A 24,177-nucleotide genomic window follows, 5' to 3' on the forward strand; every position below is an offset into this window, starting at 1 on the left:
GAAGAACAGGGGGAGCCGAGCGGATTTGGCTGATTTTTCTATGTTCTGAACGAAGGTAAAGCCCACCTGAATTCACCGACTGATAACTTGCCTTCGCTGCGGGTTCCCTAATGGATCGAACGGGCGAGCAATATGACGGCGGAAAGCGTTGCGAGGCCCAAAGCCCATGGTCGAATCGATCTGCGCTCGAACCGCGCGACGAGGGGGCGGGATGCCCGGAGGGCCAACAGACCAAACGGCACAAGAGTGACTGCGAGCGCAAGCTGTGGCGCACGGATCAACCCGGCCAGGCTCAGGGCCCCGATGGATAACGCCATGCCAAACCCGAAGAACGCGTTTTGGGTTGCTGCCGAACGGCGGGCGTTTACCGTCGAGTAGAGAATGGCCATCGGGGGCGCACCGATGCCACTGAGCGTTCCCATCAGGCCTCCGGTCACACCCGCGATGAACAGGCTGCACGGTGAGATCCGGATCGACAGCCCCGCAACCGTCAGTGCGACAGCAAGAAGCACGATGATCGCAATGACGACCGGAAGCGCGTCTGAGCCCACAACCACGCTGGCAAGGCTTGCGGCGATCACGGCGCCCACGGCACGACCCGCCAGGCCCGGAGGCAGATCGGAACGGACCACCGCATCCCGTCCGCCGAGAAGGGAGCCAATCCCGATCACAAACCCCAGGACCAGAACCGTTCCGGGCACCCATTCGGGCGCAACAAGCGTCATGACCGGCGCCGCGATCATTCCGAAGCCCGCCCCGGAGAGTTTCTGGAGGATCGTGCCGCAGGTGACGGCTGCCGCGCAGGCGCTCCAGTGCAGAAATGGCGGAAGCAGGTCGTCGGTGTTTGAGAACATCAGCGATACAAACGACCAGATTGAAGAGGGGTCTATGAGCGCACAGGTCATTGCGGACCTGCTCTTTTGACCATCTGCGGCGCGAAACGACGCCCGATCCTGAACGCGAGTGCAAGCTCCACCGCGCCAGCGAAGATGATGCCCACGATGAGGGCCTCCACTCCGAAGCTGACAACGATCCAACCGCCGAGGAAGGGAAAGCCGAACAGGCCCGCGAAATAGAAGATCACGAACCAGGTCAGGGCCGCGTTCTGCAACGCCGGGTCCCCAACATCGTTCACCGCGCGGGCCTGGATAAGCGGATAGGCCAGTCCGTAGCCGAGCCCGAAGAGCGCTGCCGATCCGAAATGCGCAGCAGAGCCGATGACGTCCGATCCCGCCCCGAAGAGAAGACAGAGGCCGACGACCATGGTCGCAATCAGCGCTGGGATGCTGATGCGGGACGGCAAGCGATTGACGGGAGCGGCCAGCAGCCATCGTGCGATAACGACCGTGACGGTATAGACCGCGAAATAAGTGCTGGGGGACAGTGCGGCGCCTCTCACGATCGAGGACTGAAATGTCATCACCCCTCCAAAGGTCGCCGCCCCAAGCGCGACCATGACAATGGGTGTGATTGACGGGCTTCTGAACACTGCGCCTATGGCCCGCAGCCATGACAGGTCTGCTCTGCGGCCAGTGGGGCCCATGCGCCGGGTCCGCCGATCAAATGCGAAGAGCAAGAGACAGGCCAGACAACAGCTTGCCGCGACTACAAGAAAGTAACCCCGTGTGCTCATGCCAAGCCGCGTCACCATAAATTCGCCGAAAACCGGAGAAAGGCCGATCCCCGCCATTTGAAATGCGCCAAAGCGAAGGAACCAATAAGCCCGGTCTGTGTCCTCGGCGAGCCGGGACAGGGCCATCGGGGCGGCGAGGTAAAACGTACCCCAGCCGCAGCCGAGCGCGAAGCCTCCGAAAAGGCACAGAGCGTCCAAAGTCTCAGATTGCGCCAGAAGGGCAAAGGCCAATGCGACGAGACCGACACCGATCGCGGCACAGCGCGCCGCTCCGAAAGAAATCGCAAAGCTTCCGGTCATGGGCAGGCTTACGAACGTGCCAACCACTGCGACTGCGAGCACGTAGCCCGTGTCAATTTCCGAGCCTCCGAAGGCGATGAAATGGCGGGTCAGCACGAAAGTCGCGCCGTAGCCTGCCGCGGCGAGCAGCGCGCCCCAGAACAGGGCGAAGACCCATGGAATGTGCCGGGAGGGTTCTGTTTGCATCATGACATGTGACCTTTGCGGAGCGGACGCGTTTCACAGCTTCGGCATGGCGGTTAGGCGAAGCGATTGGATTGACATGAGGCGATATTGGGCTCAAAACTGGATTGAAAAAATATCCAGTTATAGAAATGTTTCGCAGTCCAGTTTGGCTGACATCCGTCTGCCATCTCTCCGAAGAGCGCTCGGAACCGCTCCCGACACAGCTCTATCACGATCTCGTCCGGGCCGTTCGGGACGGTCGCATTGGCGACGGCGACAGGCTGCCGTCGAGCCGACGTGCCGCAGAAGACCTCGGGGTCTCGCGAACGACCGTGACCTCGGCCTATGAGTTGCTGGCCGCCGAAGGCATCATCACGGTGCGACAGGGGGCAGCGCCGCGCGTGATCTCGCCCGAACATTCGATTCAGGACCAGACATGTCGCCATGGCCCGACCCCGTCCCTGAGAGGGGAGGCGTTGAGTGCGGATTTTCGTCGCGAGGTCTTGCCAACCTCTGGTGGGGCGCTTGCGCCCGGGGAGCCGGACGAAACCCTGTTCCCAGCAGATGAATGGGCGCGCCTCCTGCGGCGGGTGTCGCGCAGACGGCTTGGCGCACCCGCGCTCTATGGAGACACCTATGGGGTTGAAGACCTGCGCCTGGCCCTGAGGGATCGGTTGGCCTCTGACAGGGGCGTTCATGTCGATGCAGATCAGATTGTCATCGTGCCCGGAAGTCAGGCCGCCATGGCGCTGCTCGCGCAGGTCCTCACCGATCCCGGCGATCTCGCCGCGATAGAGGACCCAGGTTGGCTTGGCGCGCGCGCCGCATTTCTCGGGGCGGGACTGCGCCTCTCGCCGCTTCGGGTCGATGCGGGCGGGGCGGATCCCGCGGGCCTGCCCGTGGAGGCGCGGTTGGCCTATCTTACACCTTCGAACCAGTATCCTCTTGGCAAACGGCTTTCGCTCTCCCGTAGGCTGGAGTTCATCGCCCGCGCCAAGGTGACGGGCGCGGTTCTGATCGAGGACGATTACGACAGCGATTTTCATTGGTCAGGCCGCACGATTCCCGCTTTGGCGGCGCAGGATCATGACGGGCACGTCGTGCTGATCGGTTCCGCGTCAAAGGCCCTGCTGCCTGCCTTGCGGATTGGCTGGATTGTGGTGCCACCCGGCCTGATCGACACCGTGCGCAGGGCCCAGCGGAACCTTGGAATGATAGCGAACCTTCATGCCCAGTTCGCTCTGGCGGAGCTGATGCAGTCCGGGCGCTATCGTGTCCAAATCCGACGTATCGCGCGGGACTATCAAGGACGTGTTCGCACGCTTGTGGAAGCTTTGACCGCGATCTCTGAGGTGACAGTTCATCCGCCCGACGGGGGGGTGCAGGTCACCCTACAATTTAGGAGTGATTTGGATGAAGAACCTGTTCTGGCGGAATTGGCACGTCGCGGTCTGCATCCGGGACGGCTCTCCGGCTACTGTCAGAGAGGCGACCTGCGAGGGCTAGTGATTGGTGTGGGCAGCGCCACGCCCGAACGCATCACGATGTTGCGCGACGGCCTGAGAAATCTGTTCGATCAGGAAACGAAACATGTGTGAAGCTTGGCAAGTACTTCAGGTCGAAAACAACCCAGACCTAACCGGCCATTCGCACATACTGCAGCCAACGTCCGCTCCCCGCCCATTTGGGTTGTTCAAAAAGCGAACAGCCAACGACTGCTTTACAGATGAGGCTGAAAAAACAGGCGCGACCGACTTGAGGGGACGCGAAGCGGACATTCTTCAGTGTGCGCTCCACGCGTCCTTCCGGACAAATGCAGCGCTGCTGCTCTCCGCCCGGAAGGACGGCGTTGGGGGTCGCGCCTCAATAAAAAACGCCCTCGTCCGGTAGGAGAGGGCGTTTTTGTTTGTTGGGGCGTTGGCTAGCAATCAGTCGATGGTTGAGCTTTCCTCATCCTTCTTCATGTGGCGCATGCGGGCTTTCAGGACCCGGCCGAAGATGATCGGCAGGACGAAGCCGATGATGGCCAGGCTCCACAGCCCGATGGAGAGTGGGCTGCCGACGAGGACGGCCCAGTCGCCGTTGCTGATGGTGATGGCGCGGCGCAGGTTGTTTTCCATGGCGTTGCCCAGCAGCGTGCCGAGGATGATGGGGACCAGCGGCACATCGAGCTTGCGCAGCACCCAGCCCAGAACCCCGAAACCGACCATGACCAGAAGGTCGAAGGAGGAGCCGGAGATGCCGTAGATGCCGACGAAGCTGACCATGGCGACGATGGGCATCAGGATGCGCGGCGGGACCAGGAGAACGCGGGTGAACAGGCCGATCATCGGAATGTTCATGGCCAGCAGCATGAAGTTCGCGATGAAGAGCGCCGCGATCAGGCCCCAGACCACATCCGGCTGCTGGGTGAACAGCAGCGGGCCCGGGGTGATGTTGAGCGCCAGCAGAACCGCCAGCAGCACGGCCGTTGTTCCGGACCCGGGAACACCGAGCGCCAGCATCGGCACCAGCGCCCCACCGGCCGCGGCGTTGTTGCCGGCTTCCGGTGCGGCGACACCGCGCGGATCGCCCTTGCCGAAGGTGCCTTCCTTGTCGACGAGCTTCTTTTCGAACGTATAGGAAACGAACGAGCCGAGCGACGCGCCGGCACCGGGCAGAACACCGGCCACGAAGCCGAGCAGGCTGGTGCGCAGCATGGTCGGGGTGCAGTATTTCAGGAGCGCGAAGCTGGGCATCAGCCGGCCGACGGACACCTTGCTGGCGTTGGCTTCGGCATTGCCATGGCGGTGTTCCAGAAACAGGAAGACCTCGGACAGGGCGAACAGGCCGACGATGGCGACCAGGAAGTCGATGCCGTCGTAAAGGTGCACTTCGCCGAAGGTGAAGCGCGGAACGCCGGTCTGGGTGTCAACGCCGACGGTGGCCAGACCGATGCCGAGCGCCGCGGCGAAGGCGGTCTTGGCCTGGTTGGTCGAGGCAACGCCGCCCAGGGTGGCGAAAGCCAGCGTGAACAGGGCGAAATATTCCGCCGGGCCGAACAGAAGCGCGATCTTGACCAGCTGCGGCGCCAGCAGGATCAGGCCCCAGGTGGCGATGAACGCACCGACGAAGGAGGCAACGCCCGAGAGCGACAGCGCCTCGCCGGCGCGGCCCTGCTGAGCCATCGGATACCCGTCGAGACAGGTCATCATCGCCGGTTCGTCACCGGGAATGTTCAACAGGATCGACGAGATACGCCCACCGTACATGGCGCCGTAATAGACCGATGTCAGCAGGATCAGCGAGGGTGTTGCGCCGAGGCCGAGGGTGAAGGCCAGCGGGATCAGGATGGCGACGCCGTTGGATGGGCCAAGGCCCGGAAGGGCACCCATGATGGTGCCGAGAAAACAGCCGAGCAGGGCCAGCAGAAGGTTCTGCCAGGTCAGCGCGATGACGAAGCCGTCGGCCAGTGAAGAGAGAGTGTCCATGCCGATGCTCCGTTAAAACCCGAACGGGCCCTTGGCCAGAGACAGGCCAAGCACGAGGTGAAAGACAGCGTAGATGCCGACCGACGTCAGGCAGCCGATGAGCACCGACCCGATGGGCGCGGACCCGAGGCGCCAGGTGAGGTAGCTGGCGGCGACAGCCGTTGCCAGGATGAAACCGGCTTCCGGCAGCAGGATCGCGTAGAGGATCATCGCCAGCACAGCCAGGGCGACTTCGAGAAGGCGCGGCAACGACGGCCATTCCGGCGCGGCGTCAGGCTTCAGGAAAATCGCAAGGGAGGCAAGGCCCAGAACTGCGGCGATGATAAGGGGAAACGCCTTCGGGCCGACCGCGTCGGACAGAAAGCTTTCTTCGATAATGAGAGCGGCCCAGGCATATCCCAGCGCGAGAAAAAGCCCGACCGCGCCAAAGATACGGTCGCTCATGGTTTCCTTCCTGAGAGCGGCTCTTTTCCGATACCGGCCGCCGCCCCGTGCGTTTTCTGTTGTTTTCCGGCACTTGAAGTCTGCCACCGCGTTTGCCGGCAATCCGGTGCGCCCGGTCATGACTTATGCGGTCGGCGTGACCTCGGTGCGCGGTAAACCGGATGAGGCCCGCGTTGGGGCGTCATCCGAACAAAGAAGGGGGCACAAGGACTGCGCCCCCCAAGTCGGCACAACCGCTTTTTTTATTTGATGATGCCGATTTCTTTGGAGATGTTCTGGATCTGCTGCACGGAGTTGGCAACGAATTGCTCGAATTCCTCGCCCTGCAGGTCGAGCGGAGCCAGACCGTTTGCAGCCATGATGGCTTTCCACTCGTCGCTGGAGTAAAGGTCGGAGACCTTGGACACCCAGGCGTTGTATGCCTCGTCGGACATTTTGCCCGGAGCGTAGAAGCCGCGCCAGTTTGCACCGATTGCGTCGATGCCCTGTTCCTTGGCGGTCGGGAAGTCGGCGAATTCACCGGGCAGACGCTCGGGCGCCAGAACGGCGATCACCTTGATGTCGCCGCTGTCGACAAAGCCCTTGGCTTCGGAAATGTCGCCGGTGAAGGCCTGCACGGAGCCGGCCAGAAGCTGGGTCACGGCTTCACCGCCACCGTCGAAGGCAATGTATTTCACCTTGCGGACGTCTTCGATGCCGTAAGCGTTGGCCGCGATCAGAACCTTCAGGTGGTCCCAGCCGCCAACAGCGGAACCGCCGGCAACGGAAATGGATGTCGGATTGTTTTTGATCTCGTCCAGAAGTTCCGGCAGCGTGTTGATCGGGCTGTCGGCGGCAACGGCGATCACGCCGTAGTCAGCGCCAACGGAGGCCACCCAGCGGACCTGGTCCATGGTGTTGCCCGGGTAAGCGCCCTGAGCCAGACGGGTCGCGGTGGCCGAGGACGCTGCCACGATCAGGTCGTTGTCGTCGTCGCGCTTGTTGACCACTTCAGCAAATGCCACGCCGCCGCCGCCACCAGCCAGATTCACCACCTGCATGGTCTTGTCCAGAAGCTTCAGGTCCTGAAGGGTCTTGCCGACCTGGCGGCAGGTGAAGTCCCAGCCACCGCCCGGGTTGGCCGGTGCGATGCATTCCGGGTTTTCCGGCTTGAAGTCGGCAGCGGTTGCACCGAAAGCGGACGCGCCAAGGAATGCGGCCGCCAGCAAGAGGCGGGTCGTTTTGAATGTCATGTTGTCGTTCCTCCACAAGAGCAGGGCTATTGGAAAGCCCCTTGTATCCGCTGTGTCGCAATTGCGAGTCCTCCCAACGGATGTGAGGAAGAGCCTAGCGGCAAACCCTGTCATCAACCTGTCAACACGGTGCACATTGCTTGCGCGCGGCGAAATTGCGGGGCAAGACTTGGGGCGGGAGGAATGAATCTTTGCGTCTTTTGCTTGTTGAAGACACGTTCGACATGGCCGAAGCGATCATGATCCGGCTGGGCCGGTCCGGTATCGCCTGCGATCTGGCCAAGTCCCTGGAAGAGGCGCGGGCCTGCGTTACGGTCCAGACCTACGACGTGATCGTTCTCGATATCAATTTGCCGGACGGACTGGGCACCGAGCTCCTGAAGGAACTGCGCACCCGGGGCGAACGCACGCCGGTGCTGATGCTGACGGCCGAGTTTTCCGTCGATGACAGGGTGTCCTCGCTCAATTCCGGGGCGGACGATTATCTGGTCAAACCGTTCGACCACCGCGAACTGGAGGCCCGCATCCGCGCGCTCCATCGCCGGGAGCAGAAAGACAAGTCGGAGGAGCTGACGCTCGGAACACTTTCCTTCAATGCCTCGGCGCGGGTTGTCCGGCAGGGCGGCAACCCGATCACCCTGACGCGGCGCGAATTCTCGCTGCTGGAGATCCTGGTTCACAATCGCGGCAAGACCGTCAGCAAGGAACGCCTGTTCGATGGGGTGTTCAGTTTTCAGGATGCCGATGTCAGCATGAACGCGCTGGAGCTCTATGTCGCGCGGCTGCGCAAGAAACTCTCGGGCGGGTCTGTCAGGATCGAGACCCAGCGAGGGCTTGGCTACAAGCTGGAAGTCGATGACTGATCTGTTCCGCAAGGTGGCATTGTCCTCGCTCACGGCGCGTGTTGCCTTCGGTATCGCCTTTCTGCTGATCTTCGGCGGGGTGATCGTTTCCATCGCCGCCTTTGCCTATGGCCGGGAAGCGGCCCGAAGCGCCTATGACCGGCTGCTTCTGGGGGCGGCGACCGGGATCGCCTCGTCGATCACCGTGCAGGACGGCCGGCCCGTCATCGAGCTGCCGGTTTCCGCGTTCGAGCTGCTGGCCCTCGCTCCCGATGACAGGATCGGCTACCGCATCATCGGTGCGGAAGGGGAAACCCTGACCGGCTACGACGAAATTACCCTGCCAACGCGGCGCAGGGATTTTCGGGATGGGTTTTTCGACAGTTCCTTTTTTGGTGAAAAAGCCCGGTTTGCCGTTGTCTCGCGCCGGTTTGCCGAGCGCACGCTCAACGGCACGGTCAAGGTGGTTGTCGGCCAGACACTGCGCGCCCGCAATGAAATGGCCTATGACATCACCCGCAAGGCGCTCTACGTGCTTGCTGCTTCCGGGCTTGCGATGGTGCTGTTGTCGGTGGTCGTCGTGCGTTCCGTGCTGCAGCCTCTGGAGCGGATCGCCGGTGGTCTCGCCGCACGAGATCCGCACGACCTGACGCCGCTGGATACCTCGGTTCCGCGGGAAACGGCGGTCATGATCAACGCCCTCAACGGCTTCATGGCCCGGCTCGACCGGCAGATGAACTCCATGCGGCATCTGATCTCCGACACCGCTCATCAGCTTCGAACACCGGTGGCGGCGCTCAGGGCGCAGGCGGACCTTTTCACCGATGAACCGGAGCTTGCGAGAAAGGAAAAGATCGTCGAGCGGATCCAGACCCGCACGGCCAGCCTCGGCCGTCTTCTCGACCAGCTTCTCAGCCAGGCGCTTGTGATCCACCGGGGCGACAGCGCCAGACGGGAGCGGGTGGACCTGCGCGACATTGCTCTTGATGTTTTCGAGGAAGGCGATCACGCAGTTCTCAATCCGGAGTTCGACGTCATCCTGGATATCGGGGAGGATCCCGTCGAAGTACTGGCCGATGCGCAGTCCCTGAAGGAAGCCTTGAAGAACCTTTTGAACAACGCGCTTAAATACGGCCGTTCGCCGGTGCGGGTCGGCGCCTCGTCAGAAGGCCGCCGGGCCAGTATCTGGGTGGAAGATGCAGGCGGCGGTCCGGTGGACGGCGTTCTTGCCGAACTGGGGTCCCGCTTCAACAAGGGGGCCTTGTCACGGCAAAGCAGTTCCGGTCTCGGTCTTGCGATCGCGCATGCTGTCGCCCACTCCTTCGATGGTGAATTGCGGCTGGAAAAAACCGACAGCGGTTGCTTTCGCGCCGCCCTTGTTTTTGCAGCCCTGCCGGAGGGACGCGCATGAAGCTGGTGACTTTTCTGAAGGGCCTGGCTGTCCTCGCCGCTCTCTTCACCACCGGCCGGGCCGTTTCAGCCCAGGAGCTGGTGGAGGTTTTCGGGCCGCAGATCACCAACAGGGTGCTGGTGCTGCGTTCGACCACCGATATTGCCGTCTTCGGGCCCGTGGTCGAGACCTTCCTGCGCACCCAGCCGGGTCTGCAGGTGCGGTATGAACAATGGGGATCGAACGAGCTCTACCGGCTGACCCGCCGGGACTGCCGTGATGGGGTTGCCGGTGCTGACATCGTCATCAGCTCCGGTGTTCACCAGATGGTGCAACTCGTCAACGAGGCCTGCGCGGCGTCCTATCGTTCGCGGTTGACCGAACGGTTGCCAGAGGCGCTGCGCTGGCGCGACGAATTGTGGGGCATCACCCGCGAGCCTGCGGTGATCGTCTATAATCGCGAGCTGGTGCCGGCGGAGGATATTCCGCAGAGCCGCTTCGACCTGCTTGATCTGCTGAGGCCCGACGGCACCCCCTATGCCGGGCGGGTCGCGACCTATGATATCGAGCAATCCGGGCTCGGCTATCTGTTCGCGTTCGCCGATGCGCAGGAAGCGACAACATTCGGCGCGTTGCAGGAATCCTTTGGCCGGTCGCAGGCTGTTTCCACCTGCTGCTCGGTCGACATCATCAAGGGCGTTGCCGAAGGGCGCTATCTGATTGCCTACAACGTGCTGGGGTCCTACGCCCAGGGCTATCAGCTCAAGGACAAGCGGATCGGCATCGTGCTGCCGTCCGACTACACCCTGGTGCTGTCACGAACCTTCATGATCCCGAAACAGGCAGACCACAAGGCCGAGGCGGAAGCGTTTCTGGATTTCCTTCTGTCTTCGGAAGGTACGCTCGCCCTCAGGACCGCGTTGCTGATCAGCCCGCTTCTGGAAACGGAAGAAGGCAACGAGGGCGAGGGGCTGAGTTCCACCGCGCTGCGGCCTATCGGGCTGTCGCCGGCGCTCATGGTCGCGCTCGATGAACTGACCCGGGAAACGTTCCTGCGCCGCTGGCGGTCGACGTTTCCAGGGCCGTAACTATTTTTCTCCGACGGGCAACCCGCCGCCCGCGGGGACAGGCGGCGGGTCATGGGTCAGAACTTCTTGGCGAAGCTCAGCTTGAAGCTGCGGCCAGCACCTTCGTCGTCGCTCAGGTGGTTCCGGTAGGACTTGTCAAACACGTTATCGACGTTGAAGCGGACCTCGCTGTCCGCCATGAAGCCTTCTTCCGGTTTCCAGGCGGCATAAAGGTTATGCAGCACATAGCCGGCGGTTTCCTGTTCGTCGGACCCCACGCGGTCCTGGGCGGCGTAGAAGTCGCCCTTCCAGCCGAAGTCCAGGTTCCATGGCCGGTAGACATAGCCGATCTTGAGGAAGGCGCTGTCGGCGGGAATGGCATTCAGGTAGCCGCCGGTGTTGACATTGTTGCCCCGGATCAACGAAGCGCCAAGCGATCCGTAGACGCTTTCCGTCCAGTAGGAGGCTTCCAGTTCCAGCCCTTCGTAACGGGCTTTCGGAATGATTTCCGTTACCACCGTCGAACCGTTCCAGTAGCTGGCGTAGTAGTTGGTGACGTTGTTGCGGAACGCCGTTCCCTTCAGGCGGAAAGCGTCGCCGCCCATTATCAGATCGTCAAAGGACAGGGTGATGCCGGCCTCGAAGTTGTTCGACAGTTCCTTGTCGAGATCGTTGACGACATAATTCGAGAATACCTCGTCGAGTGACGGCAGGCGCTCTGTATGGGCAACGGAACCGAAGACGCCGAGCCACTCGGACATCTTGATCATCGCCGCAAGCTTTGGAGAGTAGCCGACGGCGCTCTTGTCCTCGTCCAGGTCGACGGTCGCACCCCTGCTGTTCACATAGTTGCCGACAGACACATTGCTGTAGTCGATCCGCATACCGGGAATGAGGGTGATGCGGTCGTTCCAGACCAGTTCGGCCTGCGCATAGCCGCCGACGTTGACCGTTTCGCCTTCCGGGTGAGAGCCCGAACCGGATTGGGTATAGTTCGCAAAATGGCGTGGATTGAGCCGTTCCTGATACTGGCCGTCGATGCCGGTCGTGACATAGGCCATCCAGTCTTCCCCCAGCTGGAACGTGGCGACGTTGTCCGCCTTGCCCTGCCAGGTTTCATATGAGTATTCCGAACTGATGCCGAAGGGGTAGGTGCAGGTAAAGGGACCGAAACAGATCTGGTTCTGGTTCTTCTGCTCAACCCGGGTGTCGGACCAGCTGACCTGGGCCTTCACATCCAGCAAATCGTTGCCGGTGAAGGCGTTTTGATAGCCGATGATCGCGGTCTGGTCGGTAACTGTGCGGTCGACGTCTCCAAAAGTGTTCTCCCAGGAAATCTGGTCGTAGTTCTGGTTGTCCTCGTCGCTCGACCAGTTCTGATAGCTGGCGAAAACGGATTGGTCGTCGTTCTCCCCGAAGGTGTAACGGGCCTTGATCAGGCCGTTGATGGAGTTGAAATCCGTGTCCGGAACCTCGTTGCCCTGGCCATCCGTGATGTCCTGAGACTGCCTGTAGTTGAGGACGCCCAGCAACTCGAGGTTCTTGACCGGCTCCGTGGCGATGATCGCGCTGCCCAGCCAGCCGTTGCCGTTGGAATCCCAGGATGTTTTCAGCCGACCGCCGATCAGGTCGCCCGGATCGAGGAAGTCGCTGGCATCTTTCGTGGTGAAGGTGATCACACCGCCCATGGCGCCAGCGCCATAGAGCGTCGAGGACGCCGGTCCGCGCAGAACCTCGATCTGCTTGTAGAGTTCCGGATCGGAGAAGAACGATCCCATCCGGTACTGTTCGAAGAACTTGTTGACCCCGTCGACCTGCATGATGATCCGGGTCTCGTCGCCCGAAAGCGCTTCGCCGATACCGCGGATATTGATGCTCTCGCCGAGAACCGAGTTGCTGCCGATTGGCGTCACGCCCGGAATTTCCTCGAAAACGTCACCGATCGTACGCGGTTGCAGATCGTTGATGCTTTCCTGGTCCAGCACCGTGACCGCCTGCGGTGTGTCGATGGCGACTTTCGGTACGCCGGCACTGACCACGATCTGCTGCAACAGCGACACCGGCTGATCCTGTCCCACGGCAGCAGGTGCCGCCGACGCGGCATCTGGTTCCAGATCCTGTGCCGCTGCCCCGCAATTAAAAGCCAGAACCCAAAGGGCAACACCCCCCATCAAGCGGGAGTTGCCGGTCTTTTTTAGCCCCATAAAAATTCTCCAAGAGTGCGCGTTGTTCGCGTCCTTTTCGCTGCCTCTCACACAGCGTTATAAACATGAGTCAGTGACTCAGGTATTGTGTTCCTAATGAAATATGAATATAGGAGTCAAGTATAAGATTGCGGCCTTTGAGGAAAACCGTTTCTTTGGAATGAATCCAAAATTCCTAATGATCCCATAATGTTACGTGACGGGATGTTGGGGGCGGGAAACTGAAGATGCGCTGCAGGAAGACCACAGCGATTAGGGGCAAAACTCATGAATGCCGATCAGATTTCCTCTGAACCCAGGCAAAGCGCTGCCAGCATCCGGGCGGCACGCGCGAACAATCCGAAGATGCGCGAACGGGATCTGGCGCAGATGCTCGACATCACGGAAGCGGAGCTGGTGGCCAGCTTCGTCGGGCATGGTGCGCGCCGGATCGAGCCGCGATTCGACGACCTGTTTCCGGGGCTGCAGAGCGTTGGCACGGTCATGGCATTGACGCGCAACGAGAGTGCGGTTCACGAGAAGATCGGACCGTTCGAGAAATTCGTGAACGGCAAGCGTGCGGCCCTGATGCTGGGCGAGCAGATCGACACGCGCATGTTCCCGGCCAACTGGGTACATGGTTTCGCGGTTGAAAAGGCTGACGGCAACGATATCCGCAGGTCGCTTCAGTTCTTCGATGCCCATGGCGATGCGGTGATGAAGATCCACACCCGCGCGGAAACGGACCTGGAAGCCTGGAACACTCTGGTTGAAAAGCTGGCGCTGGAAGACCAGGCACCGGATGTCCTGCCTGACGTGAGCAAAGCCGAGCCGTTCAGCCGAAAGCTGCCGTCACAGGGTGCTGAAGCGGTGCTGCGCGACCGCTGGCAGGCCATGACCGATCCGCACCAGTTCCACGGACTGTTGAAGGATCTGGACCTCGACCGGGTCAGCGCCTTCGAACTTGCGGGCGATGCGTGGGCCTGGCCGCTTGATCGGGGCGCCGTCCCGGCCTTGTTGCGTCTTGCCGCCTCGGAAAGAATTCCGATCATGTGTTTTGTCGGCAACCGCGGCTGCATCCAGATCCATTCCGGCCCGGTGGAAAACGTGATGGACAGGGGGCCATGGATCAACATCATGGATCCGACGTTCCATCTGCATCTGCGCACCGATCACATCTATGAGGTCTGGGTGGTGCGCAAGCCGGCGGATGTCGGTCATGTTACCTCGGTCGAGGCTTATGACAGCGAAGGCCAGCAGATCATCCAGTTCTTTGGCGTGCGCGGTGAAGGCAACCGGGAACGCACCGACTGGCGCGGCCTTGCCGAAAACATGCCGAAACTCGACGGTGCGGTCAGGCTGGGAGCTGCGGAATGATCGGGTCTCTCTCGCGTTTTTGCGGTGTTTCTGTGGCGGTCGTTCTGACCGCCGCTGCCCTGGTGCTGTCCGCAAAGCCCTTGTTCGCCGAAGAAACAGGCTTTCCGAAAAGCCATCAGGTGGTCGCCATCGGCGGTTCGGTGACGGAGATCGTCTATGCCCTTGGTGAAGAGGAGAGGCTGATTGCCCGCGACACCACAAGCATCTATCCGGCGGAAGCTTCAAACCTGCCGGATGTGGGTTACATGCGCGCGCTTTCGCCGGAAGGCGTGTTGTCCGTCAATCCGGATCTGATCCTCATGCTGGAAGGCAGCGGTCCGCAGGAAACGCTGGACGTGTTGCACAAGTCCGGTGTGACGATGGCGGATGTGCCGGAGGCCTACACCGCCGAGGGGATCCTCAGGAAAGTGCGTGTCGTCGGTGAAGTGCTCGGTGTGCCGGTTAAAGCTGAAGCTCTTGCGGGCAAGCTGGGGGACGATCTCGCCGAGGCGCAGCGTGCTGCGGAAAGCAGGACCGAAGGGGTGCGCGTTCTGTTTGTTCTGTCGACAAAAGCCGGGCGTATCCTTGCTGCAGGTTCGGATACGGCCGCCAACGGCATTCTGACACTGGCGGGGGCGGAGAACGCCACCACCGGCTTTTCCGGCTACAAGATCCTTAGCGATGAAGCCATTATCAGCGCGGCCCCCGACGTGGTGCTGATGATGGACCGGCACGGCGACGGTGACAGCGGCGCGAGTGCCGAAGCGATCTTCGATCATCCCGCGCTGGCGCAGACACCGGCAGGCCGCAACAAGCGGTTGATCCGGATGAACGGACAGCTCCTCCTCGGGTTCGGTCCGCGTACGGCCGAAGCTGTCCGCGACCTGTCGAACCGCCTGGCGGACACGGCAAGCTGATGGCCTTGATGAGCGAAACGGCGCTCGCGGGCAGAAGCGGGCGGCTTTCCGCGCTTCTCGGGCTTGCCGATCTCAAGCATGGAGACCGGGCGCCCCTCGCGCGCGCGGTCATTGTGCTGCTTGCCGCGTTCACCTGCCTCGTCATTCTGGGAAGCCTTGCCATCGGTCCCATATCGATCCCCGTTCTGGAGCTTCTCCCGCATGTGCCGTCCTATGTCGCAGGAGCGGGCGAGCATGTTCCGGACGGGGTATCGGCCAGGGACTGGATCGTGCTCATGCATATCCGCTTGCCGCGTGTCACGCTGGGAGCGCTGATCGGGGCGGCGCTGGCGGTTTCCGGCGCGGTGATGCAGGGTCTGTTCCGCAATCCGTTGGCGGATCCCGGCATTGTGGGCGTTTCCGCCGGGGCGGGGCTTGGCGCGGCTGCCTTCATCGTTCTGGGCAATTCGCTGCTGGCTCCGGTCATGGCGCTCCTGGGCATTTACGCGGTCCCGTTGGCGGCCTTCGGTGGTGGTCTGGTGACGACGCTGATCCTTTACCGGATCGGCACGCGGGGCGGCATCACTTCGGTCGCGACATTGCTTCTGGCGGGTATCGCGCTTGGGGCGCTCACCGGTGCGATCACCGGGTTGCTGGTCTATGTGGCCGATGACCAGGAACTGCGCGACCTTCAGTTCTGGGGCCTGGGCTCGCTCGCCGGTTCCAACTGGCAAAAGGTCGCTTCCGCCGCGCCCATCATCCTGGTCATGCTGGTCTGTGTACCGTTTCTGGCGCGCGGTCTCAACGCGCTGACGTTGGGCGAGGCCGCGGCCTCTCACATCGGCATCAAGGTGCAGCGGCTCAAGAACCTCAGCATTCTTCTGGTGGCGGCCGCAACGGGGGCCTGCGTGGCGGTCAGTGGCGGCATCGGCTTTGTCGGCATCGTCGTGCCGCATCTGCTTCGCCTCACCATCGGGCCGGACCACCGTTACATGCTGCCTGCCGCAGCGCTTCTTGGCGCCTGTCTGCTGATTGCCGCCGATACGCTGGCGCGTACCATCGTGGCACCAGCGGAAATGCCCATCGGCATCATCACCGCCTTTGCCGGTGCGCCGTTCTTCCTCTGGATCCTGCTGCGTAAGCGCGGCCTGACCGGCCTTTAGGAGCGGGACTCATGTTGCACAGTACAATTGAAACCGGCACGGCATTGACGGCGGATCTCGTTGTCGAACAGGTTTCTGTTTCAGCGGGCAAGACCCGGATCGTGCAGGATCTCTCCTTCCACGCAAGGGCAGGCGAGGTGCTGGCGATTATCGGGCCGAGCGGCTCCGGCAAGACCACCTTGATGAAGGCGATGACAGGGGACATGCCCTATTCCGGGAAGATCGCCCTTGCCGGGCTCGAGGTTCGCGGCCTGTCGCCGGAGGTTCTGGCGGCCAGGCGCGGGGTGCTGCCGCAGGCAAGCCAGATCTCGTTTCCGCTGAATGTGGCCGAAGTGGTTGGACTTGGTGTCACAGGCGTGCGCCGGGACAGAAGCTTCCGCGCCCGCCGTATCGCCGAGGCGCTTGCGAAGGTGGGCCTTACCGGGTTCGAAGGGCGCAGCTATCAGGACCTCTCCGGCGGAGAGCAGCAACGGGTGCAGCTCGCGCGCGTCTTGTGTCAGGTCTGGGAGCCATTGCCGCAGGAAGGGCTGCCGCATTGGCTGTTTCTGGACGAGCCGGTGTCCAGTCTCGACATCAAGCATCAGGTCCAGATCATGCAGCTAGCGGCGGACTACGCCAAGCGCGGCGGCGGCGTCGTGGCCGTGATGCATGATCTCAATCTGACCGCTGCCTTCGCCGACCATGTGCTGGTCATGCAGGGTGGACGTCGTCTCGCCTTCGGCGCGCGCGACGAGGTGATGCAGGCCGGGCTTTTATCGAAGGCTTACGACTTTCCGCTGGAAATCCTGACACGTCCGGGCGGAGGGCGGCCCGTGATCGTGCCCAAGGACAACGGCTGACCTCTGCCATCGCAGTGGTCGCAGCTTTGCCGTCAGGTGCTTTTCAGCGTGCGCAGCGCAGAGATCATTTCGTCCGAATCCCACACCCGGTCCCCGATGGCGGCAAGGATAACCTTGCCGGTGCCGTCCAGAATGTAGGTCACCGGCAGGCCGCGCAGAAACCAGGTGCTGGGCATGGCCTTGTCCGTGTCCATCAGGACGGTGAGGCCGTCATGGTCGAACTCATCCAGAAAGCCTTCGATCCGGTCCTGCCGGTCGCCGACGTTGACGGCAAGCACCTCGAACCCTTCGGGGCCAAGTTCCTGGCCAAGACGCGCCAGCCCGGGCATTTCCTTTCGGCAGGGTGGGCACCATGTTGCCCAGAACGAGACCAGCAGGACCTTTCCGGAATAGTCGGAGAGCGTGTGAACGGTGCCGTCAGGGTCGGGCAGGTCGAGTTTTGGTTGGATGGTAAAGCCCGGTTCGGCCAAGCCAAGCCGGAAGAATTTGTCGCCTGCCGCAAACGCTGTTCCCGGCAGCAAGGCCATTGCCGCGCTGCCTGCCAGAAGATCCCGTCGATTCAAGTGTGTCATGCCCGTAGTCTCGCCTTACCGCGTTCCAGTACAGGCGAACGTAAGCGGAGCAGGGCAAATTGAAAGGCAAATGGGATCACATTGCGCACACAGTGGCGCGAGTGTGATCCCTTGTCAGTGAGTGGGGCCTTGTCTGGAACGCGGCCGTGCCGCTTTAAAACCGGCCGTCGATATAGGCTGTCAGCGTTTCGGCAACACCCTTCTCGGCGATCATCTTTGCAGCAAAGCCAAAGGCCTTCAGGAAGGTTGCCTCGGAGGCAAGGCCGCCGAAGAGCTCCGGTATTTCGCTGTCATTCGTGTTGCCGGTATAAACGCTATTCGCCCAGGACTTCAGGAGGTCTGCGTTGTTGTCTTCGATGACATGCGGCTCTCCAGCCTCGTTGTGGCCGAGACAGTAGCGGCACCACAGCGCCGTTTCGAGGGCCAGTCCCGCAATTGGCAGTCCCTTGTCGAGGCGGTCCTGGATCGACGGCAAGATGAACTTCGGCTGCCGGTTGGAGCCGTCAAGGCAAAGACGGGGGATCGTGTCCCCCACGGCCGGATTGGAGAAACGCTCCATCACGGTGGTGAGGTAGGTCTGAAAACTGACGCCAGGAATTTCCGGTACCGTGGGCAGGATTTCGTCTTCTTCCAGCTTTTTCAGAAAGGCGCGGATCAGCGGGTCGGCCATGGCATCGTGGACGAAGTAGTGCCCCAGCAAAGCCCCCGGATAGGCAATGGCCGCGTGGCCACCATTGAGAATGCGCAGCTTCATCAGTTCGTAAGGGGCGACATCATCGACGAATTCGACGCCGACCTTTTCCAGAGCCGGACGGCCGGCCGGAAAGTGATCCTCCAGCACCCATTGGCGGAAGGGTTCGCAGACGACGGGAGCGGCATCGGTCAGGCCGAAACGCTCCTGCACCAGGGTGCGTTCGCGGTCACCGGTCGCCGGCGTGATGCAGTCGACCATCCCGTTCGGAAAGGCGACGTTGTCGGCAATCCAGCTTCCGGCTTCCTGTGACAGCGCCTTGGCGAACCCGGCAACGGCCTGTTTCGCCATGTGGCCGTTTTCCGGCAGGTTGTCGCAGGACATTACGGTGAAGGGGGCAATACCCTTGTCGCGGCGCGCCAGCAGGGCGGCCACAAGCACGCCGAAAACCGTTTGAGGGGCATCGGGCGAAGCCAGATCCGCCTGAATGTCCGCGTGGTTGACATCAAACCCACCGGTGTTCGGATCGACAAAGTAACCGCCTTCGGTGATCGTCAGCGAGACAATGCGGATATCCGGGTCGCCAAGGCGCGCGATCAGCGCTTGCGGGTCCACATCGACAAAGTCGATCATGGCACCGCAGACCTGCGCGCTCAGGCCGTCCGGATCGAGTTCGACCACGGTCGTCAGCCAGTCCTGGCCTTGCAGGCGTTCGCGCATGGCCTTGTCATAGGGCTTCAGGCCTGCGCCGACGATGGCCCAGTCATGGCCTTCGCCGAGATCGAACAGCTTGCTCAGGTAGATGGCCTGATGCGCGCGGTGAAAATTGCCGACACCGATGTGAAGGATGCCGGGGGAAAGGTCCGACCGGCTGTAAGCCGGGGCCTTGACGGTTTCGGGAAGACTGGTGAGCACAGTTTCATCTAGTTTTTGGGTCATTGGTCAGCTCATCCAGTTGCCGCCATCGACGTTGTAGGTCTGGGATACGATGTAATCCGCGTCTTTCGACGCCAGGAAAACGGCCATACCGGTGAGGTCTTCGGCGGTGCCCAAACGCCCGAACGGCACGGAGGCTCCAACCTGGGCTTTCTTTTCGCCGGGCTGCAGGCCCTCGTACTTCGCGAACATCGAATCCACGTGGTCCCAGTGCTCGCCGTCGACGACGCCGGGAGCGATGGCATTCACGTTGATGCCATGTTCGATCAGGTTAAGGCCCGCCGACTGGGTCAGGCTGATGACGGCGGCCTTGGTGGCGCAATAGATGCCCACCAGCGCTTCGCCGCGCCGGCCCGCCTGGCTGGCCATGTTGATGATCTTGCCTCCCTGACCGCGCCTGATCATCGATTTCGCCGCGGCCTGCATCATGAACAGTGTTCCGGCGACGTTTATGTCGAACAGGCGCTGGTAGCTTTCGCGGGTGATCTCGACAATCGGTGCGAGATCGAACAGCGCTGCGTTGTTGACCAGGATGTCGAGCCCGCCGGTCTTCTCCTCCACGGCCGCAATGGCCGCGTCGATGGAGGACTGGTCGGTGACGTCCAGCTGAATGGCATAGGCGTTTGGGCCGATGTCGCGCGCTGCGGCTTCGGCGCCCTTCAGGTTGATGTCGGCAATCGCCACCTGAGCCCCTTCTTCCACAAACCGCGCGGCAAAGGCCTTGCCGATCCCCCGGGCCGATCCGGTTATCAGCGCTGATTTCCCTGCAAGTCGGCTCATGCGATCCTCAAGTCCTGATTGTCGAAGCGGTGGATCTTGTCCGCGGTCGGGGTCAGGTGGACGGTATCGCCGTGGCGGAAACCGATCTCGCCGGTCGAGCGCACGGTGACCGGTTCATCGACGCCGTCCATGTCGACATAAAGGAAGGTGTCAGAGCCCAGGTGTTCCGAAACGGCGACCTTGCCGACCCACTTGCCGTCGCTGTGCGACACGGTCAGATGTTCCGGACGCACACCGATGGTGGCTGCATCGAATTCGGTGGCAAAGCGCCCCGACAGGAAGTTCATCTTCGGTGAACCGATGAAGCCGGCCACGAACTTGTTGCGTGGTGTGTGATAAAGCTCCAGCGGCGAGCCGACCTGCTCGATCCGTCCGGCATGCAGCACCACGATCTTGTCGGCCATGGTCATGGCTTCCACCTGGTCGTGGGTGACGTAAATCATGGTCGTCTTCAGGGACTGATGCAGTTCGGAAATCTCGAGCCGCATGTTGACACGCAGTGCCGCGTCCAGGTTCGACAGGGGTTCGTCAAACAGGAAGGCAGCGGGTTCGCGCACGATGGCGCGGCCGATGGCGACACGCTGGCGCTGGCCACCGGAAAGCTGGCCCGGGCGCCGGTCCAGATAATCGGTCAGGTTCAGCACCTTGGCGGCCGCAGCCACCTTGGCGTCCTGGGCCGCCTTGTCGATGCCGGCCATGCGCAGCGGAAAGGCGATGTTCTTGCGCACCGACATATGCGGATAAAGCGCATAGGACTGGAACACCATGGCAAGACCGCGTTTTGCCGGTGGAACCTCGGTGGCATTCCTGCCGTCGATGTTGATGTCGCCGGACGAAACGTCCTCCAGGCCTGCGATCAGCCGCAGGAGTGTGGACTTGCCACAGCCGGAGGGCCCGACGAAGACCACGAACTCTCCATCATCGATCTGCAGGTCCAGCGGCGGAATAACCTGAACGTCGCCAAAGCTCTTGGTAATCTGATTGAGGGTTATCTGACCCATGTTCAGGTCTCCTATTTAACCGCGCCGAAGGTCAGGCCGCGTACGAGCTGTTTCTGGCTGAACCAGCCGATGATGAGGATCGGGGCGATTGCCATTGTCGAGGCAGCGCTCAGCTTTGCGTAGAACAGGCCTTCCGGGCTGGAATAGCTTGCAATGAAAGCGGTGAGGGGGGCGGCGTCGACTGCCGTCAGGTTCAACGTCCAGAACGCTTCGTTCCAGGACAGGATGATGTTGAGCAGCAGGGTCGAGGCAATACCGGGCACCGCCATGGGTGTCAGCACATAGATGATCTCGGACCAGAGCTCGGCACCGTCCATGCGCGCGGCTTCCAGGATTTCGCCCGGAATTTCGCGGAAGTAGGTGAACAGCATCCAGACGATGATCGGCAGGTTGATGAGGGTGAGCACCATCACGAGGCCGACGCGTGTGTCGAGAAGCCCCGTATCCCGGAACAGGAGATAGATCGGGATCAGCACGCCGACCGGCGGAAGCATCTTGGTGGACAGCATCCACATCAGGACGTCCTTGGTGCGCTTGCCGGGCACGAAGGCCATGGACCAGGCGGCCGGTATCGCGATCAGCAGACCCAGCAGGGTGGAGCCGAAGGAGATGATGACCGAATTGGAGAAGTGCCGGAAATAGTCCGAACGCTCCTGGACCGTGCTGTAGTTTTCCAGAGTCCAGTCGAAAAACAGGAAGCTGGGAGGAGACGCAATGGCTTCTGCTTCCGTCTTGAAACTGGTCAACACGGTCCACAGGATCGGGAAGAAGATGGCGATGCCGACGGCCCAAGCACAGATGGTGACGAGGGCCTTGCGGCGGTTGGAGACTGCTCGCGCCATGGGTCAGGCCTCCAGGTTCTTGCCGATCATCCGCATCAGGAAGATCGCAACGATGTTGGCGAGGATAATGGCGACCACACCGCCGGCCGATCCGCCGCCGACGTCAAACTGCAACAGCGACTGGGCGTAGATCAGGTAGGTGAGGTTGGTCGAGGCATAGCCAGGACCGCCATTGGTGGTGACGAGAATTTCAGCGAAAACCGACAGCAGGAAGATCGTCTGGATCAGGATCACAACGGTGATCGAGCGGGCCAGATGCGGCACCATGATGAAGACGAAGCGGTTCAGGAAGTTGGCGCCATCCATTTCGGCCGCTTCCAGCTGTTCGCTGTCCAGCGACTGCAGGGCGGTAAGCAGGATGAGCGTTGCAAAGGGTAACCACTGCCAGGCAACGATCAGGATGATCGAGAAAAGCGGTGCGTGGGACAGAAAGTCGAACGGCTGCAGACCGAGAAATTTCGCGAAGTAGGCGAACAGGCCGTTGACCGGGTTCATGAACATGTTCTTCCACACCAGCGCGGAGACCGTCGGCATGACGAAGAACGGGGCGATGACCAGAATGCGCACGATCCCCTGGCCCCAGAAGGGCTGGTCGAGCAGCAGGGCCAGAAGCACACCGCCGATAATGGTGATCAGAAGGACGCCCCCGACAAGCAACAGGGTGTTCGTCAGCGCTGCGAAGAAGGCCGGATCTGTGAGGAAGAACTCGTAGTTGGTCCAGCCGGTCCACTCTTCCATTCCCGGAATGAGCAGGTTGTAGCGCAGGAAAGAGAAATAGAGCGTCATCGACAGCGGGATGATCATCCAACCCAGCAGCAGCAGAACTGCCGGGGAGATCATCAAACGGGCCGCCGCCCGTGAGTGTTGGGTAGCCATGGTGTGACCTTTGCTCGGTCAGAGCTCACGCGGAAGAGGAGGAGACCGGCGGGACGGGCAGACGCCCGCCGGTCCGCGAAGGCTTCTACTTAATGTAACCGGCCTTCTTCATTTCGCGTTCGGTTGCAGCCTGGGCTGCGGCCAGGGCGGCGTCAGCGTCCATGGAGCCTGCAAGGGCAGCAGAGAACACCTGTCCGGTGACCGTTGCCATGCCCTGGAATTCCGGAATAGCCACGAACTGCACACCGACATAGGGAACCGGCTCGACAGTCGGGTTGTTCGGGTCAGCGGAGTTGATGCTGTCCAGGGTCATCTTGGCAAAGGGAACCTTCTGGTATTCCGGGTTCTCATAGAGAGACGTCCGGGTTCCCGGAGGAACGTTCGCCCAGCCTTCTTCGGCTGCCACCAGTTCCAGGTATTCCTTGGAAGTTGCCCAGTCGATGAACTTCTTCGCCGCGGCTTCCTTCTGGGTGCCGGCCGGAATGGCCAGGGTCCATGCCCACAGCCAGTTGCTGCGCTTGCCCAGGCCGTTGTCCGGTGCCAGGGCAAAACCGACCTTGTCGGCAACCTGGCTGTCCTTCGGGTTGGTCACGAAGGAGGCCGCCACGGTGGCGTCGATCCACATGCCGCATTTGCCGGTCTGGAACAGCGCCAGGTTTTCGTTGAAGCCGTTGGAAGACGCGCCCGGAGGGCCTGCTTCGTTCATCACGTCGAGATAGGTGGTCAGGGTCTCTTTCCACTCCGGCGTGTTGAACTGCGGGTTCCAGTCCATGTCGAACCAGCGCGCGCCGAAGGAGTTCGACATGGCCGTCAGGAACGCCATGTTTTCACCCCAACCGGCCTTGCCGCGCAGGCAGATGCCGTAGATTTCGTTTTCCTTGTCCGTCATTGCCTTTGCGGCTTTGACGATAAAGTCCCAGGTCGGGGCTTCCGGCATTTCCAGGCCGGCTTTTTCCATCAGGTCGGTGCGGTACATGACCATGGAGCTTTCGCCGTAGAACGGGGCTGCATAGAGCTCGCCGTCAACGGTCAGGCCGCCGCGAATAGCCGGCAGAAGGTCATCCACGTCATAGCTTTCCGGCAGGTCGTTCAGGGAAACGAGCCAGCCCTGCTTGCCCCAGATCGGAACCTCGTAGGTGCCGATGGTCATGACGTCGAACTGGCCACCCTTGGTGGCGACATCCGTGGTGACGCGCTGGCGGAGAACGTTCTCCTCCATGGTCAGCCATTTGACTTCGATGTCGGGGTTCTTGTCGGTGAAGTCCTTCGTCAGACCCTGCATGCGGATCATGTCGCCGTTGTTCACGGTTGCGATGGTGATGGTTTCTGCAGATGCGGATGCGCATAGCGCCGCCATTGCACATGCGCTGAGCAGCGCACGGGTATGAAATGCCATATTTTCCTCCCAGGCGAGATTGGGCAATTGCCATTCTTGCGGGCAAATATTCGCTCGATTGCTGACCTTGAGTCAAGGCGTGAATCGCCTAAAATTAAAAAGG

At 61.6% G+C, this 24,177-nt stretch carries 21 protein-coding genes; 8 read left to right on the plus strand and 13 right to left on the minus strand.

Annotated elements, in window-relative coordinates; translation table 11 throughout:
- Positions 1–107 precede the first annotated feature (107 nt).
- The gene (locus tag FMN63_RS03720; protein WP_209000921.1) at positions 108–905 is read right to left on the minus strand and encodes a sulfite exporter TauE/SafE family protein; all 798 of its coding nucleotides are present in this window, start codon (positions 903–905) and stop codon (positions 108–110) included.
- Positions 902–2,122, minus strand: coding sequence for an MFS transporter (locus FMN63_RS03725; RefSeq protein ID WP_148582609.1), 1,221 nt, complete (start codon positions 2,120–2,122; stop codon positions 902–904). The genes FMN63_RS03720 and FMN63_RS03725 overlap by 4 nt, the downstream gene beginning before the upstream one ends.
- Positions 2,123–2,247: 125 nt before the next feature.
- Here FMN63_RS03725 and pdxR point away from each other — a divergent pair, with 125 nt between their 5' ends.
- On the plus strand, positions 2,248–3,696 hold the full coding sequence (gene pdxR / locus FMN63_RS03730) for a MocR-like pyridoxine biosynthesis transcription factor PdxR (protein ID WP_148582610.1): 1,449 nt from the start codon (positions 2,248–2,250) through the stop codon (positions 3,694–3,696).
- A gap of 330 nt (positions 3,697–4,026) precedes the next feature.
- Here the strand turns inward: pdxR and FMN63_RS03735 are convergent, their stop codons facing one another.
- The 3 genes from FMN63_RS03735 to FMN63_RS03745 all read right to left on the minus strand — a co-directional run bounded on the left by FMN63_RS03735 (position 4,027) and on the right by FMN63_RS03745 (position 7,244).
- A complete protein-coding gene (locus tag FMN63_RS03735; protein WP_148582611.1) occupies positions 4,027–5,568 on the minus strand; it encodes a tripartite tricarboxylate transporter permease in 1,542 nt (513 codons plus the stop codon).
- 12 nt (positions 5,569–5,580) lie between these two features.
- Positions 5,581–6,012 carry a tripartite tricarboxylate transporter TctB family protein gene (locus FMN63_RS03740; RefSeq protein WP_148582612.1) on the minus strand — a complete coding sequence of 144 codons (432 nt, stop codon included), beginning with the start codon at positions 6,010–6,012 and terminating at the stop codon, positions 5,581–5,583.
- A 242-nt stretch (positions 6,013–6,254) separates the two neighbouring features.
- Positions 6,255–7,244 carry a Bug family tripartite tricarboxylate transporter substrate binding protein gene (locus FMN63_RS03745; RefSeq protein ID WP_148582613.1) on the minus strand — a complete coding sequence of 330 codons (990 nt, stop codon included), beginning with the start codon at positions 7,242–7,244 and terminating at the stop codon, positions 6,255–6,257.
- A 191-nt stretch (positions 7,245–7,435) separates the two neighbouring features.
- On the opposite strand from FMN63_RS03745, the gene FMN63_RS03750 reads away from it, so the two are divergent.
- From FMN63_RS03750 to FMN63_RS03760, 3 genes are read left to right on the plus strand one after another with little or no spacing between them, the layout of a single operon-like run.
- Positions 7,436–8,107 carry a response regulator transcription factor gene (locus tag FMN63_RS03750; protein WP_162854986.1) on the plus strand — a complete coding sequence of 224 codons (672 nt, stop codon included), beginning with the start codon at positions 7,436–7,438 and terminating at the stop codon, positions 8,105–8,107.
- Positions 8,100–9,497: a sensor histidine kinase gene (locus FMN63_RS03755; protein WP_148582614.1), complete on the plus strand. Its 1,398-nt coding sequence runs from the start codon at positions 8,100–8,102 to the stop codon at positions 9,495–9,497. Before FMN63_RS03750 ends, FMN63_RS03755 begins: the two co-directional genes overlap by 8 nt.
- Positions 9,494–10,564, plus strand: coding sequence for an ABC transporter substrate-binding protein (locus FMN63_RS03760; protein ID WP_148582615.1), 1,071 nt, complete (start codon positions 9,494–9,496; stop codon positions 10,562–10,564). Before FMN63_RS03755 ends, FMN63_RS03760 begins: the two co-directional genes overlap by 4 nt.
- 56 nt (positions 10,565–10,620) lie before the next feature.
- Here the strand turns inward: FMN63_RS03760 and FMN63_RS03765 are convergent, their stop codons facing one another.
- Entirely contained in the window at positions 10,621–12,747 is a 2,127-nt protein-coding gene (locus FMN63_RS03765; protein WP_148582616.1) for a TonB-dependent receptor domain-containing protein, read from the minus strand.
- A 282-nt stretch (positions 12,748–13,029) separates the two neighbouring features.
- Here FMN63_RS03765 and FMN63_RS03770 point away from each other — a divergent pair, with 282 nt between their 5' ends.
- From FMN63_RS03770 to FMN63_RS03785, 4 genes are read left to right on the plus strand one after another with little or no spacing between them, the layout of a single operon-like run.
- Entirely contained in the window at positions 13,030–14,103 is a 1,074-nt protein-coding gene (locus FMN63_RS03770; RefSeq protein WP_502706264.1) for a hemin-degrading factor, read from the plus strand.
- Positions 14,100–14,999: a heme/hemin ABC transporter substrate-binding protein gene (locus tag FMN63_RS03775; RefSeq protein ID WP_162854987.1), complete on the plus strand. Its 900-nt coding sequence runs from the start codon at positions 14,100–14,102 to the stop codon at positions 14,997–14,999. Before FMN63_RS03770 ends, FMN63_RS03775 begins: the two co-directional genes overlap by 4 nt.
- On the plus strand, positions 14,999–16,141 hold the full coding sequence (locus tag FMN63_RS03780; RefSeq protein WP_148582618.1) for a FecCD family ABC transporter permease: 1,143 nt from the start codon (positions 14,999–15,001) through the stop codon (positions 16,139–16,141). The genes FMN63_RS03775 and FMN63_RS03780 overlap by 1 nt, the downstream gene beginning before the upstream one ends.
- A gap of 11 nt (positions 16,142–16,152) precedes the next feature.
- Positions 16,153–16,980 carry a heme ABC transporter ATP-binding protein gene (locus FMN63_RS03785; RefSeq protein WP_148582619.1) on the plus strand — a complete coding sequence of 276 codons (828 nt, stop codon included), beginning with the start codon at positions 16,153–16,155 and terminating at the stop codon, positions 16,978–16,980.
- Between the two features lie 32 nt (positions 16,981–17,012).
- Here FMN63_RS03785 and FMN63_RS03790 read toward each other — a convergent pair whose 3' ends face one another.
- The 7 genes from FMN63_RS03790 to FMN63_RS03820 form a co-directional block, all read right to left on the minus strand.
- A complete protein-coding gene (locus FMN63_RS03790) occupies positions 17,013–17,552 on the minus strand; it encodes a TlpA family protein disulfide reductase (protein ID WP_148582620.1) in 540 nt (179 codons plus the stop codon).
- Positions 17,553–17,706: 154 nt separating this feature from the next.
- Entirely contained in the window at positions 17,707–19,182 is a 1,476-nt protein-coding gene (locus FMN63_RS03795; protein ID WP_148582621.1) for a mannitol dehydrogenase family protein, read from the minus strand.
- Positions 19,183–19,185: 3 nt separating this feature from the next.
- Positions 19,186–19,959: an L-iditol 2-dehydrogenase gene (locus tag FMN63_RS03800; protein ID WP_148582622.1), complete on the minus strand. Its 774-nt coding sequence runs from the start codon at positions 19,957–19,959 to the stop codon at positions 19,186–19,188.
- Complete coding sequence (locus FMN63_RS03805; protein WP_148582623.1) at positions 19,956–20,960, minus strand: ABC transporter ATP-binding protein; 1,005 nt, start codon at positions 20,958–20,960, stop codon at positions 19,956–19,958. Before FMN63_RS03805 ends, FMN63_RS03800 begins: the two co-directional genes overlap by 4 nt.
- Positions 20,961–20,971: 11 nt before the next feature.
- Positions 20,972–21,802, minus strand: coding sequence for a carbohydrate ABC transporter permease (locus FMN63_RS03810; RefSeq protein ID WP_148582624.1), 831 nt, complete (start codon positions 21,800–21,802; stop codon positions 20,972–20,974).
- A gap of 3 nt (positions 21,803–21,805) precedes the next feature.
- Positions 21,806–22,678, minus strand: a complete 873-nt coding sequence (locus FMN63_RS03815) for a carbohydrate ABC transporter permease (RefSeq protein WP_148582625.1) — start codon at positions 22,676–22,678, stop codon at positions 21,806–21,808.
- 85 nt (positions 22,679–22,763) lie between these two features.
- Entirely contained in the window at positions 22,764–24,074 is a 1,311-nt protein-coding gene (locus tag FMN63_RS03820) for an ABC transporter substrate-binding protein (protein WP_148582626.1), read from the minus strand.
- Positions 24,075–24,177: the final 103 nt, after the last annotated feature.

It is taken from the genome of Stappia sp. BW2 (assembly GCF_008107695.1).
In the GTDB taxonomy this organism is placed as follows: Bacteria; Pseudomonadota; Alphaproteobacteria; order Rhizobiales; family Stappiaceae; genus Roseibium.